The 15,390-nt window shown below is 27.3% G+C and carries 14 protein-coding genes; 11 read left to right on the forward strand and 3 right to left on the reverse strand.

All coding sequences use genetic code 11. The features are described from left to right. The first annotated feature begins 138 nt into the window (after window positions 1–138). The 11 genes from JOP69_RS12610 (at window position 139) to JOP69_RS12660 (ending at window position 10,962) form a co-directional block, all read left to right on the forward strand. On the forward strand, window positions 139–426 hold the full coding sequence (locus JOP69_RS12610; RefSeq protein ID WP_252191115.1) for a helix-turn-helix domain-containing protein: 288 nt from the start codon (window positions 139–141) through the stop codon (window positions 424–426). 17 nt (window positions 427–443) lie between these two features. Beyond that, entirely contained in the window at window positions 444–914 is a 471-nt protein-coding gene (locus JOP69_RS12615; RefSeq protein WP_203393430.1) for a helix-turn-helix domain-containing protein, read from the forward strand. Then, window positions 914–1,660 (forward strand): hypothetical protein, encoded by a 747-nt coding sequence (locus JOP69_RS12620; RefSeq protein ID WP_203393429.1) that lies wholly within the window; start codon window positions 914–916, stop codon window positions 1,658–1,660. Before JOP69_RS12615 ends, JOP69_RS12620 begins: the two co-directional genes overlap by 1 nt. 427 nt (window positions 1,661–2,087) lie before the next feature. Further along, complete coding sequence (locus tag JOP69_RS12625; RefSeq protein ID WP_203393428.1) at window positions 2,088–2,399, forward strand: hypothetical protein; 312 nt, start codon at window positions 2,088–2,090, stop codon at window positions 2,397–2,399. Between the two features lie 562 nt (window positions 2,400–2,961). Next, window positions 2,962–3,558 (forward strand): DUF6088 family protein, encoded by a 597-nt coding sequence (locus tag JOP69_RS12630; protein ID WP_203393427.1) that lies wholly within the window; start codon window positions 2,962–2,964, stop codon window positions 3,556–3,558. Continuing rightward, complete coding sequence (locus JOP69_RS12635; protein WP_203393426.1) at window positions 3,558–4,550, forward strand: nucleotidyl transferase AbiEii/AbiGii toxin family protein; 993 nt, start codon at window positions 3,558–3,560, stop codon at window positions 4,548–4,550. The genes JOP69_RS12630 and JOP69_RS12635 overlap by 1 nt, the downstream gene beginning before the upstream one ends. Then, window positions 4,550–6,868, forward strand: a complete 2,319-nt coding sequence (locus tag JOP69_RS12640; protein ID WP_203393425.1) for an ATP-binding protein — start codon at window positions 4,550–4,552, stop codon at window positions 6,866–6,868. The genes JOP69_RS12635 and JOP69_RS12640 overlap by 1 nt, the downstream gene beginning before the upstream one ends. Then, window positions 6,858–7,928: a hypothetical protein gene (locus JOP69_RS12645; RefSeq protein WP_203393424.1), complete on the forward strand. Its 1,071-nt coding sequence runs from the start codon at window positions 6,858–6,860 to the stop codon at window positions 7,926–7,928. The genes JOP69_RS12640 and JOP69_RS12645 overlap by 11 nt, the downstream gene beginning before the upstream one ends. Further along, the gene (locus JOP69_RS12650) at window positions 7,921–8,634 is read left to right on the forward strand and encodes a hypothetical protein (protein ID WP_203393423.1); all 714 of its coding nucleotides are present in this window, start codon (window positions 7,921–7,923) and stop codon (window positions 8,632–8,634) included. Before JOP69_RS12645 ends, JOP69_RS12650 begins: the two co-directional genes overlap by 8 nt. 1 nt (window position 8,635) lies before the next feature. After that, complete coding sequence (locus JOP69_RS12655) at window positions 8,636–10,525, forward strand: DNA methyltransferase (protein ID WP_203393422.1); 1,890 nt, start codon at window positions 8,636–8,638, stop codon at window positions 10,523–10,525. Between the two features lie 278 nt (window positions 10,526–10,803). Continuing rightward, a complete protein-coding gene (locus tag JOP69_RS12660) occupies window positions 10,804–10,962 on the forward strand; it encodes a hypothetical protein (protein ID WP_203393421.1) in 159 nt (52 codons plus the stop codon). Window positions 10,963–11,232: 270 nt separating this feature from the next. Here the strand turns inward: JOP69_RS12660 and JOP69_RS12665 are convergent, their stop codons facing one another. From JOP69_RS12665 to JOP69_RS12675, 3 genes are all read right to left on the reverse strand, one after another. Further along, complete coding sequence (locus tag JOP69_RS12665; RefSeq protein WP_203393420.1) at window positions 11,233–13,350, reverse strand: prolyl oligopeptidase family serine peptidase; 2,118 nt, start codon at window positions 13,348–13,350, stop codon at window positions 11,233–11,235. A gap of 119 nt (window positions 13,351–13,469) precedes the next feature. After that, complete coding sequence (locus JOP69_RS12670; RefSeq protein ID WP_203393419.1) at window positions 13,470–13,625, reverse strand: hypothetical protein; 156 nt, start codon at window positions 13,623–13,625, stop codon at window positions 13,470–13,472. Window positions 13,626–13,751: 126 nt separating this feature from the next. Next, window positions 13,752–15,215, reverse strand: a complete 1,464-nt coding sequence (locus JOP69_RS12675; RefSeq protein ID WP_203393418.1) for an AraC family transcriptional regulator — start codon at window positions 15,213–15,215, stop codon at window positions 13,752–13,754. Window positions 15,216–15,390 lie beyond the last annotated feature (175 nt).

The following is a 15,390-nucleotide window of genomic DNA, read 5'->3' on the forward strand; positions in this document are numbered from 1 at the left end:
AAAAAACTCTGAAACTCTTTATGTAAAAGGGAATTTTAGTAACAGTTTTTTTAAGTCTATTGTCGTTTTTGTGAACTTTAATGAGATTTGCCTTATCTAAACATAGATTGAAGTTTAATCTAAATAAAGCAAATTAAGATGGCAAACGTATTATTCTACACACACAATAAAGACGATTTAGTAAGAGCAGTTCGTCTAGTAATAAATGAAATAAGACAAACAGAATTAGTAGACTCTTCAATACCTACTGATGATGAAAAACTTTCTCAAAAAGCAGCTTCGTTACTTTTAGGTATTAGTGTAACCACAATTATTGATTGGCGAAAATCTGGTAAAATACCAAGGGATGCATATATGCGTATTGGAAGACCTATTTTTTATTCAAAAAAGAAACTTCTTGAGTACGCTAGACAAAAGTCATTCTAATCTGAAGTCTTTGAGGTATGAATCAGATTAAAAATAAAATTCAAAAGAGCTTTACAATTATACCAAATCAACTAATTGAAGATAATTGTATTAGTGATAGAGGAAGGTTTCTATTTGTGTATTTAGCTTCAAGACCTAATGATTGGACTTTTTATAATAAACAATTGTGTCGTGCATTGGTTTGTAGTGAAGATACTTTGAGAAAATATATGAATGAATTGGCAGATAAGGGCTGGTTAACAAGGTTAACAAAAAGAAGAGAGTTAGGAAAATTTGTATCTAATATTTATATCATTCACGAAAAACCAAATGTTAATTATTTACCGTATAGGAAAAAAACCGACACGGTAAAAACCGTTACCGAAAAAAACCGACACGGTTTTTCTCCTAAACATACTAATACTAACATTAAACAAAAAGGAAAAATAAATAATAATAAATTTTATAAAAGTGAAAATCATAAAATTTCAGTAAATCCAAGAAAATAATGAGCAGTTTAGGTCAGCGATTAAAAATAAAAATAGGAATGGAATCTGAAAAAGAAAGAAAAAAAAGAATTGCGCTCGAAAAAAAAGAAAGAGACAAGCATAAGGTTTATAATGAAAAAGTAAGAAACCCTAAAACAAAACCAGACAAGGAGATTACTACAGCAGAATTCAAAACAGTTTTATTTAAAGAAGCTACAGCATACTTTTTAAAAATGAATAGACAATTTATTGTTGACGATAGTAATAAGAGATTTTTAAGATTAATTTCTTTGTACTTCACAAATAACCTAGATTTTGAAAAGGAAACGGATGGAGAATTGAGAAAAGGATTGTTAGTTTTTGGTAATTGTGGTTCGGGCAAGTCTTCAATCTTCGATATAGTTCAAAACATCAGCTTAAAATACAATTTAAAGCACTTGTGGTATAAAAATGTATCTGTCCATGATATTATTACAGATTACAATATAAATGGCGAAGAGATAGTTAAACGACTTACTACGGGTAATATTCATTTTGATGATTTAGGTACAGAAAAATTAGCAAATTCTTGGGGGGTTCGAGAAAAATTAATAGGAAGAATTTTAGAGATAAGGTATAATAATTTCAAAAAATATGGAATTAAAACTTTTGTAACAACAAATTTATCGATAGAAGAAATAGAAAAATATTACGGCGTACGAGTTGCCGATAGATTATATGAATTATTTAATTTTATTGAATTAACGGGTAACTCTAGACGATTTTGAGAGAGTGTTCGAGAAATAATAAAGCAAGTTGTATTTTTTAAGCTTGCTTTATTATTTCTCAGATACCTTTATACTATTATTTTTTATACAAAAATACTTTTATACAAATGTATTCTTAGAGTATTGTTGCAAGTTGCTTAAAAAAATAACTTTAGAGGTAATTGACTATTTCTATATAATAACCTTGAAACATTTTTAGAAATTTTCTGTAAATATTTATATCAAAATTTAAAGTGCAAGATGTATCTTTATGCACACGATTTTAACAAATCGCTACATAAAAATAAACTTGCTTACTAAGGTAAGAATGATTTTTTCGGAACTCAAAAACCTAAAGAAGTGTTCAAACAAGTTAAATATAAAAAACCAATTATAGTTGGAAACCTTGTAATTAATAAAATTTTTAACAGGTTTAAAAAGCGTAAATATGTATTTAAAAAATAATAATATTATTGTTGGTCTACTAAAAAACACTTTTTATCATTCAGAAGGATTTAAAGTATTTGATAATTTTTTCTTTGAAGTTGAATTAGATGTTTCAGGGTTTAAAGAAGGTTTAATTGAAAAAGGAATTGAAGACTTATGTTCTAATCCTAAGTGGCATCAAATAAATGGAGCAAATATTTTATCTGCTGATATTACAGCCGTAAGTCTTAATTGTACAGATGAAAAATTAAAATTTCATATAATTAAACAAAAGTTAATCGAGTTTAGATATTTAGTTTTAAGAGAAAAATAGTTTTATATTTTTATACGTTTGTATAAATGTACACTTATACTTTTATATGAATATACAAAAGAACAATTATAGATTTATACAAATCTTACGTGTCGCTTCCCGCTAGGGGCATTTTAAAAACAATCTGATTTTTTAAGTATTAGTATGAAGAGAAAAATCAAATCATTTTTAAAACGGAAAAACTACAAGGGTAAGTTTTAGAAGTAAAAATTACTATATCTTTATATAAAGAGACATTTATACTTTTATATAAATATACAATGACTATTCTATTGTTGTTAAGGCGCATTTTCAAAGCAATCTACTTTTTTGAGAAATAATAAAGCAAGACTAAAATGTTAATTTGATTCAAATTTAACTAGTCGCTATAAACCAATATTAGAACAGTTAAATAATTTTTATAGTAGTGTTATCTCTGAATTAACAGAGTGTTATCTCTGGATTTAAAAAAGGTACTAAAAGCAAAATAATTTCTTCTATTCTAATTTTTATATTTAAAATCTAAATTCAGCAAATTATTGTCCCAAATATTTACTAAATTTGGGACATAAATAATTAAGCAATGATGCAATCAGTTCAAGCTAGAATTGAAAATGAAATAAAATCAATGAAAAGAGGAAGTATTCTATTTCCTTCTAACTTTGATGCTATTGGAAATGTGGAAGTTGTAAAAAAATCGCTATTAAGACTTACTAATAAAGAGTTTCTAATAAGATTAGCTCATGGAATATATTTATACCCAAAGCAAGACAAACTATTGGGTGTATTATATCCTTCAATAGAAGAAATTGCGAATGCAATTGCAGATAGAGACAAAGCACGAATTATTCCTACAGGAATAACAGCGCTAAATAAATTAGGACTATCAACTCAAATTCCTATGAATATTGTTTTTTTAACTGATGGAGCTTCTCGCAGTGTTGTTGTTGGAAAAAGGACTATTAAATTTAAAAGAACCACACCCAAAAACTTATTAGTAAAAGGAAAATTAACAGGTTTAATTATACAAGCCTTAAAAGAGATAGGAAAAGATAATGTTACGGATGAACAATTAGAGAAAATTCGTAATCACCTTAAGTTAGAAGAAAAAGAAATTAGAGAGCATGATGCTAAATTAGCACCAGCATGGATATCAAAAATTATAAAGAATAGAAAATAATGAAAAACTTTATAAAACTTAGTAAAAAAGATAAAATAAATATCTTTAATCAAACAAGTGAACGTTCTGGTTTGCCATCTTCTGCTGTCGAAAAAGATTGGTGGGTTACTTTGTCATTAAATATTATTTTCTCTTTACCTTATGCGAATCAAATAGTTTTTAAAGGCGGTACTTCACTTAGTAAAGCTTGGAATTTAATAGAACGTTTTTCTGAAGATATTGATTTAGTAATAGATAGAAAACATCTTGGTTTTGAAGGAGAATTGAGTAAAACACAAGTAAAAAAACTAAGAAAGGCTTCTTTTAATTTTATTGGTACAGAATTTTATAACGACATTAATAATGAGCTGATAAAATTAGGGGTAACTGATTATGAATTAGTAGTTCAAGAAACAAAAAATACCGATACAGACCCATTGATTATTGAATTACGCTACAAATCTTTAACGGAAGAATCTGATTATTTAAAACCAAGAGTTTTAATAGAAGTTGGGGCAAGGTCTTTAATGGAGCCTGTAGATAATAAAGCAATTATTTCAATAGTATCTAGTGCGTTTAGTGAGCTTCCATTTGCGGAAAAAGAGATTACAATTCCTGTAGTATCTCCAAAACGTACGTTCTTAGAAAAAATATTTTTACTACATGAAGAGTTTCAAAAAGAAACCAAATTTATACGAGTAGAAAGAATGAGTCGTCATTTATATGATTTAGAAAAATTAATGGATTCTGCCCATGGAATAGAAGCTCTTAAAGATACTGTGCTATATGCTATAATTGTAGAACATAGAAAGAATTTTAATGCTATAAGAGGTATTGATTATGCAAATCACATACCTAAATCTATTAATATTATACCGCCAGAAGAAACAATTAAAGATTGGGAAAAAGATTATAAAACCATGCAAGAAAGTATGTTTTATGGAGATACCATTATTTTTGATAAACTGATAGAGCGAATTACAGAATTGAATACTAGAATTAAAACAATGTAATGATGGAAGAAAAACAAATTAGGGAGGAATTAGAAAGAACCTTAGCCAATGATTCTAGTAATTACAGTAAAATTCTAGAATTATCTTCAAAACTTGCAAGTTTTGACAAAGATAATGTACGGTTTAGTGTAGATGCTGGAGTAATTGATAGGCTAGGAACAGAATTAGTGGCCAGACAAGAAACAGCGGTATCTGAACTGGTTAAAAATTCTTATGATGCAGATGCCAAAACTGTAACATTAAAATTTGAAAATTCAGATTCAATTGGTGGAACACTTTTTATTGAAGACGATGGACTTGGAATGACTAAAGAGCAATTAGTTAATGGTTTTATGAGGATATCTTCTACAGATAAATTACGTAATCCACTTTCTGAAAGGTATAATAGAAAGCGCTCAGGTCAAAAAGGAATTGGAAGATTTGCTGTACAAAGACTTGGTGAAAAATTAACCATCACAACACAGACAAAAGAGAGTGAAAAAGCATTAGAATTAACAATAGAATGGGATAAATATGTTGGAGATATAGATTTAGTAAATATAACTAATAAAATTACTTCCATAAAAAAGCAAAAAGAAGAAGGCACAACCCTGAAAATTGATGGCTTAAGAGATAGATGGTCTCAAGCGGCAATAAAAAGAATTTATAGATACGTAAGTGCAATTATCCAACCTTTTCCTTTATCGGAATTAAAAGAAGATAATGAGCTAGAAGATATAAAAATAGTTGATCCAGGTTTTAAAACTATTTTTAAAAAAGTAGAAAACTCTAAAGAAATAATAATTGCTGATGAATCTTCAATGATTTACAAGCACGCATTAGCTGAAATTGAAGGTTGGATAGATGATAATGGTTTAGGTATTTATTCTGTAATTAGTGAAAAATTAGAAATAGAAGAGTATGGTGAAATTGGGAGTGATCCAGACGATATGACCGTACCCTTTTCAGAATTAAAGAAAGTTAGATTTAAAGCTTACTATTACATATATGGTAATAATTTGATACCTAAAATGCATGAGTCAAGTATAAGAAAATTAGCAAGAGAATATGGCGGAGTTAGGTTATATAGAAATGGGTTTAGAGTATTGCCATATGGAGAACGTAAAGATGATTGGTTAAAACTTGATGCTTCTATTAGACAAAGATCAATACTACCTGTTCATGGTAATATTAACTTTTTTGGATTTGTAGAATTGACTGATCTAGAAAAAAAGTTTAATGAAACATCAAGTAGAGAAGGCTTAGTAGAAAATGAGGCCTTAATTCAATTACAAAATTTTCTATATAGAACTTTAATAACTGGTGTGATTAAAGTTGCAGAGGTGAGAAATATAAAAATTGCTTCTGGTCAAAAAAAAGAGGGAGAAGTTTGGGAAAAAATTGAAGTACGAATTAAAAATATTGCACATACACTTGAAGCTTTAGATCTTGAATTAGAAAAAGAAGAAGGAAATATACAGATTAAACAAAAAAGGAGAAAGAAAGTTCAGAAACTAAAAAAAGATATAGAAAAAGTAGCCGAACTACAAAAAGAAGAAACTAGTAAAATGCTAAAAGAAAAATCAATGTTACGAGTTTTAAGTAGTGTTGGCATAACAATCGGGCAATTTATTCATGAAGTAAGAGATTATGTGAGTAGTATGGAATCTGATGTGAAATTTCTTTTAGAAAAATTACGTTCTGATGCTATTTTAACTGAAAGACTTTTAATTTTAGATAAAAATATCACAACTTTTAAAAGCTACACCTCGTATTTTGACAATGTGATTTCTCAAAATGTTGTTAGAGAGTTAAAACCTATTGAGATTCAAAATGTAGCTGAAAACTTCTGGAAATCAATAAACAATGATGCTGTGAAAAGCGATATTGTATTTACTTTGCCAATACGAAAAGGTTCTTATTTATACACAAGACCTATGCACCCATCTGAATGGTCTTCTATTCTTTTTAATTTTTATACAAATGCAAAAAAAGCAATAAAAAGAACGGAAAAATCAGGAGAAATAAAAATAGAATGTGGTTTAGAGGGAAATAATATGTTTTTGGAGTTTTCAGATACGGGAGATGGAATATCTAAAGAAAATGAAGAAAAAATATTTGAAGAATTCTTTACAACTACTTCTCCAAATACATTGGAGGAAATAGACGAAAGCAACGAAATAACAGGAACAGGATTAGGTTTGAAAATAGTAAAGGATATTGTGACTAGTTACAGAGGGAATATTCAAGTAGTATCACCAAAAGAAAATTTTAACACCTGTATAAGAATAGAAATACCTAAAGCAACAGATAAAGAATTAGATGATTATGGCTTATAAAGTACTATACATAGACGATTTAGAAACAAAAAGTCGTGAAAAAGATATTGGAAACTTAGGATATGAAGTTAAACTTTATAATCCCACATCCGATATTTCAGATTTATTCAAGGAATTAGATTCTAAAACAAAGGCTTGTGTTTTAGACTATAGGTTAACTAAAGGCAAAAACAATGCTTGTTTTGATGCTCCTACCATTGCTCAAACCCTTAGAACAAAACACAAAAATGACTTAAAAGATTTCCCTTTAGTTTTAATGTCTAATGAAGGTATTAAAGTGAGAGAATTTGATAAGGATTTAACTAGTCAGGATTTATTTGATTTTGTATTAACTAAACAAGAGTTTTCAAACGACAAATCTAAATTTAAAAAGAAATTAGATTCTTTTGTTAATTCATATAAAATAATCGTTGAACATAGATTTAATTTAAATAAGATTATTGCATTTGATGAAAGTTACACACTGCACTCTAGAATCAAATCTGATGCAGCTGTAATAAGTAATAATCTTTTTACTTTAAGTAGCTTTATATATTATGATGTTGTTAGACCAATAGGTGTAATGATTGGTAAAGATGTGCTTTCTGCAAGACTTGGGGTATCTCAAAAATCCGAAGATTGGAGCAAACTTTTAGAAATAATTAACATAACAATTTACTCAGGCGCTTTTTCAGATTACCTAGAAAGGTGGTGGATGGATAAAATCAATAATTGGTGGAGTAAAACAATAAGCACAGAAACATCATTGAGAAGATTGACAGCAGAGGAAAGAGTAAAATTATTAAAAGAAAAACTAGGTTTGAAAAACTTAGTCCCATTAACTAAAACAAAACATTCATTAAGCTCTAATTTTTGGACAATTTGCAAAGACTCAAGACAACCCATAGATCCATTTGACGGAATTGAATTATTAAAGGATTATTTACCTTGGCAGGAAAAAGAATATTTATCTATAGAATCTGCTATGGCTGGTAAAATGGATGAATACAAAAATCAAATAAGTGAAATTGATAAAAAAGCTATTCGTGAATTAGTTAAAAAAGAGAGAGCGAATGGATAGTTGGAGTTTAAGAGATTTAAGAAATGATTTAAGTAAATTCTTAGAGTTAGTCAGTGAATATCAAATTGGAGATTTTAATTCGTTATATAACTTACAAGGAAAAATAGATTCCTTAACTTCATTCGAATATGAAATAAAGGATATTATTTTTAATTTAAATAAAAGAATTTCTGGTACAATGCCAGAAACTTTAAATAAATATAAAATATCTTTGGATAACACCATTTCTCTGAATAAAAAGGATTATAAAATAAATGATATTATAGCGCAAGATTATTTATTCGAATTAAATATTGATTCTTATGCTAGTACTGACGAAGGAGATGGTAAACCTTATAAAAATTGTTGGCACCTAGATAAACATATAGATAGTTCTGAGCCAAAATATACTCATCCAACATATCATTTCCATTTTGGCGGTGAATATTTAAAAGGTCTAGACACTGGTGAGATTTCTATTTTTTCTAGTCCTAGATTACCGCACCCACCAATGGATTTCTTTTTAGGTTTTCATTTTATTATCTCAAACTTTTATAGTTCTAAAGAGTTTCCATTTGTTAACGAATTAAAAGGAAAGTATGAATATCAACAGATTATGAAACGTGCTCAGCAAAGATTATGGACTCCATATTTTAAGGCTTTTGATTCAACAAACACACATCAAGATTTCACAATGCATAACCTTTTTCCATTGTACATAAGCTAATATGAATCAAAATGTGCTTAAATATTTAAAAGAATATTCTTACGACACAAAAGATGTTAATCGTCTTTTAGTGTCTTCATTTTTGATGATTAATAAAATTGAAAATGTAGAAAACATGTTTATCAATGAATTAATAATATATAAAGAAAAAGAACTTGAACAAGTAAATGACTTTATCAAACTATTTGATAAAAACACATTTGATATTGAAGAACTAATAGAGCTTTTTGAATTTGTTATTTCTCCTCAGGACAAAGAGGTAAACGGAGCCATTTTTACACCAGAATATATCAGAAAACATATAGTACAACAAACTATTAAAAAACATAACACAGAAGCATTATCTAATTTAAAATTTGGAGATATTGCCTGTGGATGCGGAGGTTTCTTTAAAACTATTACAGAAGTTTTAATAAATGAAACGGATAAGAATTATTTTGAAATCTATAGAGATAACATTTATGGTTTAGATATTCAAGAATACAGTATTAAAAGAACAAAAATTTTACTTTCATTACTCGCTATAAAAAATAATGAGGATTGTGAAGCATTCGAATTTAACCTGTATTGTGGTAATGCACTCAACTTTAATTGGGAATTAGTCGAAACTTTAAATGAGAATGATGGTTTTGATATTGTTGTAGGAAATCCACCTTATGTTGGTTCATCAAAAATAGATGAAGAAACAAAAGATTTATTAAAAAATTGGAGCGTTTCGTCTATAGGAAAACCAGATTTATATATTCCATTCTTTGAAATAGGAATGGAAAACTTAAATAGAAATGGAGTTTTAGGATATATAACAGTCAACACCTTTTACAAAAGTTTAAATGGACGATCTGTAAGAAGTTATTTTTCAAAAAACAAGTTCGATTTATCCATCATAGATTTTGGAGGGGAACAACTGTTTAAAAAAAGGTCAACTTATACTTGTATTTGTATTATTGGCAAAGTAGAAGATTCTTCTGTTAAATATGTAAAGAGGTTAAGTAGAGAAATTCAAAAAATAAAACAATCAAACTACATAAGCATTCCTTACTCTAATCTTGATGATTTTAATGGATGGTATTTAATTAATAAGAAAGTTCAAAAAATTATATCAAAAATAGAAAACTGTGGAACTCCTTTAGGTAGGAAATTTGAAATACGAAACGGTTTTGCAACACTAAAAAACAATATTTATGTATTCAAACCTGTCAAAGAAGATAATGAATATTATTACCTTTTGAAAGATGGTGTTGAATATAAAATTGAAAAAGGGATTTGTAAAAATGCTATAAAACCAAATACTTTAAAATCGGAATTAGAACTTGAGAGTAAAACTGAAAAGTTGATTTTTCCTTACAATATTGAACTGAATAATACTGAGTTATTTAAAACAGATGAAAAAGTACTTAAAATATTTACTGAATCTGAATTTAAAACAAATTATCCATTTGCTTTTAAGTATTTGAAATCTAACAAAAAAGTACTAGCCCAAAGAGATAAAGGAAACAAGAAATATGATCAATGGTTTGCATTTGGTAGAAACCAAGCACTGATTTTAAATGGTTTTAAGTTACTATTTCCTTACATAACCAATAAACCTTGTTTTGTCCTCACAGAAGACACTGATTTGTTATTTTATAATGGTTATGCAGTATTGTCTGAGTCTACAGAAGACCTTCTTATTTTACAGAAGGTATTAATGTCAAAAGTTTTTTGGTATTATATTAAAAATACAAGTAAACCATATGCCGGGAATTATTTTTCTGTAGCTAAAAATTACATAAAAAGTTTCGGAATATGTGATTTATCAGAAATAGAGAAAGAAGTTCTGTCTAGTTTAACTGAACAAAATGAAATAGATGATTTTTTAGAAAAAAAATACTCTATTCAATTAGGTAATTGATGGGGGAACTAAAACAGAAAGAATTATGAATAAGATATTAGAGTTTGTGGAGACTTTTATTAGTGGGATTTCAAATTAAATAAAGTTATTTTTTATGAGTGGGTTTAAGTTAATTGGAATTAGAGCTAATAGTGGTTGTTATATAAATACAATTGCTCCCGAATTATATTTAACAGCTACTCTACTGACCTTAATTTAGTTGGTGATTTAAATAAATTAGAACGAGTATATACTTATTTGAATGGGCTAAACTTTCATCCATTTCTTTAGCAATAAGAATGGCAATTTTAAAAGATAAGTTTGTAGAAACATCACCTAAAATATTAGGTATTGATGACCTTTTGTTGAGTTTAGACATGGGTAATAGAGAGGCGGTATTAAATATTGTTTTAGTGAGTATTGAAAAGATTATCAAATATTTTTTCAAACGGTTTTAAGCCATATTAAAATATATCATGCAAATGAGCTTAAAAAAGCAGGAGAAACTGATAGAACTATTTAGGTGCAAAAACAAATATAATTGGTAGATTTTTAGCTCAGCTTAAAGAGGAGGGAATTCTTGAAAGAATATGTAAAAAACAAAAAGATATAAATGCTTTTTATGAATTTAAGAAAGAGTTAAATTTACACACTTTATGAGACAGTGCCAAAAAAAGGAGCGAATTTAAAATATCGGCTTATTTTTTTGAATCCACTAAAACTAATAATTATTTCAATTTAAAATCGGGATGTCCAGTTTGCCAAAAAGCAAAAGAAAGAATATTTGCCAATTCTTCGTTTCTTGTTTCTTTAGTTGCATCAAAACCATGACCACCATTAAAGTTAACGGAAAGTAAAATTGGTTTATTTGAGGCAGTAGATTCTTGTAATTTTGCAGCAAATTTAGCGGGTTGCCACACAGCTACCCTAGAGTCATTTAGCCCGGCAGTTAAATAAACCGCTGGATAATTTATACCTTTTTTAATTTTATTATAAGCATCCATCTTCAACAAGTATTTAAATTCAAGTGAATCTGAAACAGTACCAAATTCTCTGGAAAGGTTTTTACCATTAGGAGCAAATTCGGATCTTATTGTATTAAAAATACCTACTGTAACAACTGCTACACCAAATAAATCAGGCCTTTCTGCAATAGCATTTCCTACAAGAATACCACCTCCACTTGCACTATTTGCTACTATTTTTTTTGCAGACGTATATTTATTGTCTATTAAATACTCAGCACTCGCTATAAAGTCTTTCCAAGAATTAGGTTTTGTTTTTTTATAACCAGCTTTATACCAAGCATTCCCTTTTTCGCCACCACCTCTAACATGTGAAACAGCATAAATGCCGCCATTATTTATCCAATGCACTAAATAATTACTTACAGCTGGTTTCATTGAAACTCCAAATGCTCCATAACCCCTTAATAATACAGAGTTATTTCCATCTAATTTTGTCCCCTTTTTGTAAATTATAGATAGTGGAACTTTTACGTTATCATGAGAAAGTACTTCTACCTCTTCGATAATTAAGTCAGAAAGAAGTCCTTTATAAAAGGCATTTGAATAAAGTTTATGGTTAACAAATTTATTTTTAATATAATCAAATTGATACTGTTCTTTTTGTGAAGCCCATCCTCTTACTTCAATCCATAAGTTATCATAGCTACTACCTTTTGAACTGACATTAATATATCCAGCCTTTTTTGGTGTTTTTATTTTTGAAATTTCTTTTTTTGAATTTAGTTGATACAATTTAGCATTAACACCATTTTTTGTTTTAACAAAAAATATGCCATTTTTTGTTAGTGTAAAATCTGTAATTACAGCAGTAGTGTCTTCTTTAACTAATAATTCAGCTTCTGTGAAATTTGGATTTAAAAGAGATGTTTTACAAATTTTAAAGTTTTTTGCATTTTTAGCTGTTAAGAATATAATATCATTTCCGTCAATATAAAATCTTTTAACTAAATCTTCTTTATTATATAATTTTTTCCATTCTATTTTAGACTTTAAAATACTATTCAAGTTTGAATAGTAATAATCAGCATAATAACTTGCGCCAGAAACACTAGCAAACATGTACTTACTAATATTACTCTTAAAATTTACTTCTGGGAAATCCTGTTCTTCCATGCCCAGTTCAGGGTTATTTGATTTTGATAAAAGAATCTTATCCTTAAACGAATTTCCAACTAGTACATGTAACATTGTTTCAATATTATGCAAATACTTCTTTGATTTTTTGTCAATCTCAGGAATAAATTCATAAGTAAAACCTGAGTTGTTAGGAAGCCACCTAATACCACCTAATGCTGAAGGCCAACAGTTTTTAATTTTAGATTCAATAACTTTTTTATTAACGACATTTAGTACGACTAAATCACCTATTTCAATATCGTTTTTTGTTATTCCAATTACAATTTTTGATCCATCCCAACTAGGTTTTATGTAGTTAATTATATTTGTATTATCAATTTGTTTTGGGTCAAACAATAAGATTTCTTTGTTATTAAATCCATTTCTGTAAAATAATCTTTTATTGCTATTTACTGCATTAGATTTTAAATAAAAGTACTTATCATTAGATGTAATTTCTAGATTGGATATGTTAGTACTACTACCTATTTGTAGTTTATTCTGTAATTCAATTATTTCATCTCTATTCGTTATTTTTGATATTATTTGATTGGAAAAAACTGTTTGCTTTTTATACCAATTCAATGCTACTGTATCTTCTAAATTTTCAATATACTTATAGGGGTCAACAACTCTCTCTCCAAAAATGGTGTCAAAAGTTTTATTTATAGGATATTTTGGTAAAACGAGTTTTTTATCCATTTTACATTTAAAAAATAGTAATGAGCATATTGTTAGAATTAAAAGAAAACGTAACTTCATAAATAATAGAGAATAATAAGTGTCAATATACAAAATATTGACACTTATTAAGTGAGATTTTAGTTATTTGCATCGTCAATAATAGTTGGTGTTGTTTTAATTGGATCATCATCACCTCCTCCTAATATGAATTGAGGGTTACTAATTTTAGAAATTTGAAATTTCTCTAAGCTTAATTTGTTTTCAATCGTTTTGTTTTCACATTTTGTTCTCATAATATTTGATTTTTAATTAATACTCGACGAAACTATAAAACTAAACTGATTAATTAAAATACTAGTAGTTTGGATTTATAAATACCAAGCGCTAATATGTGGTTTAAATAATTGAAAAACAAAGAATTAAATAGTATTTAATTCTTTTATAAAATAAGAGGGATATAAGTTTGTTCTAGTGTGAAATGCCACAGAAAAAGATTGTGCATTATTAAAACCAGACTCTAAAGCAATTGCTTTTATAGTATACGATCTAAATTTTTTTTCTTTTGTAAGTCTTTTAATAGCATAATCAATTTTAAGATTATTTAAATAATTTGAAAAATTCATTTTTTTTGTAACATTAATTACTTTAGATAGATAAGAACTATTTGTTTTTAATTCTTTAGCCAAAGTATTTAATGTATATTTTTTTGTGAGATATTTAGACGATTTTTCAAATTTGTCTAAAGCTAGAAGTATTTCTTTAATTAATTCTTCAGGAAGTCCTGTACTACTACTACTACTACTAGCTTTTATTAATTGATTATTAATCGTGTTTTCATTTTCTAAAGAGACTCTGTTAATAATTTCTTTAAATCTTTTTTTATAAATTAAATTTCTTCTAAAAATATAGGTAGTAAGTAAAATTAGTGTACAGAGAATAGAATTTATAACTATTATCATACTTTTTGAACCTTTATTCTCCTTGCTAAGTTGAGTTATTATTCTCTCCTTTTCAAATATTAGTTCAGGAGTTTCATAGTTTTTAACAAGAGTAGATTTTATATATTTATAGTTGATATCCAAAATACTATCAAACTTTATAAACGAATTAATATATCTAATTTGAGATTTTAAGTTTTTATTTTTTTTCGCATCAGCAATAAGGTAATTGTATGAATCTATTAACTCAATGCTAACATCATTGTTAATCTGTAATATAGAATCGACTGCTTTAAAATATTTAAGACTCTCTTTCCGTTTATTTAAATTATAAAGGGATTTTCCTAAATAATAATTACAAATAGAGAGCCTTGTCTGTTCAAAATCATTTAAAGAAAATGTTTTTTTAGCTTTTACTAAGCTATCAATTGCATTTATATAGTCTTTTTTAAAATAATTACTAATTCCAGAAAGAAAAACAAAATGCTCATAATGATATTTGTCTTTATGGACTAATGTAGCGTGGATTCCTTTTTTAATATAAACTTCCGCTGTATCTATTTCTTGAGAATATATATAAGAGTCGGCCATAGCAAATAACCCTCTAATATAATTTTTTGGATTCTTATCTCTAATCTTTTCAACATAACTTAGATAATCTTTAAAAATATCCAATGCTTCTTTCCTTTCGCCTAAATTATTTTTTAGTAGTCCAATGTTAAATTTTAAAGTTAAGTATTGAAAATGATTATTATACTTTTTAGCAAGTTCAGAGGCTATAATATATTCATTAAGTGCATTTCTAAAATCACCAAACTCATATGATATATTCCCTTTAATATTATGGCCAAAAGATGTATATCTAAAATGTTTTTCTTTTGAGAGGAAAATTAAGCTATCTGCAAACTTAATTGATAATGAATCAGGATAATAAAGTAAAGACATATGCCTATGCCCTTTAATTATTTCTAACGTATCTTTTTCCTTTTTTGCTTTCTTTAGGTAGAATTGAATGTACTTTGTTTTTATTGAATCATTTTTAGAAGTTTTTATCGACTCTTTTAATTTCTTATAACTTTTAGACTTTAGAGAATCTAAAGACGTTTCTTGGCATAAAACT

This window comes from Polaribacter sp. Q13, assembly GCF_016858305.2.
GTDB lineage: Bacteria > Bacteroidota > Bacteroidia > Flavobacteriales > Flavobacteriaceae > Polaribacter.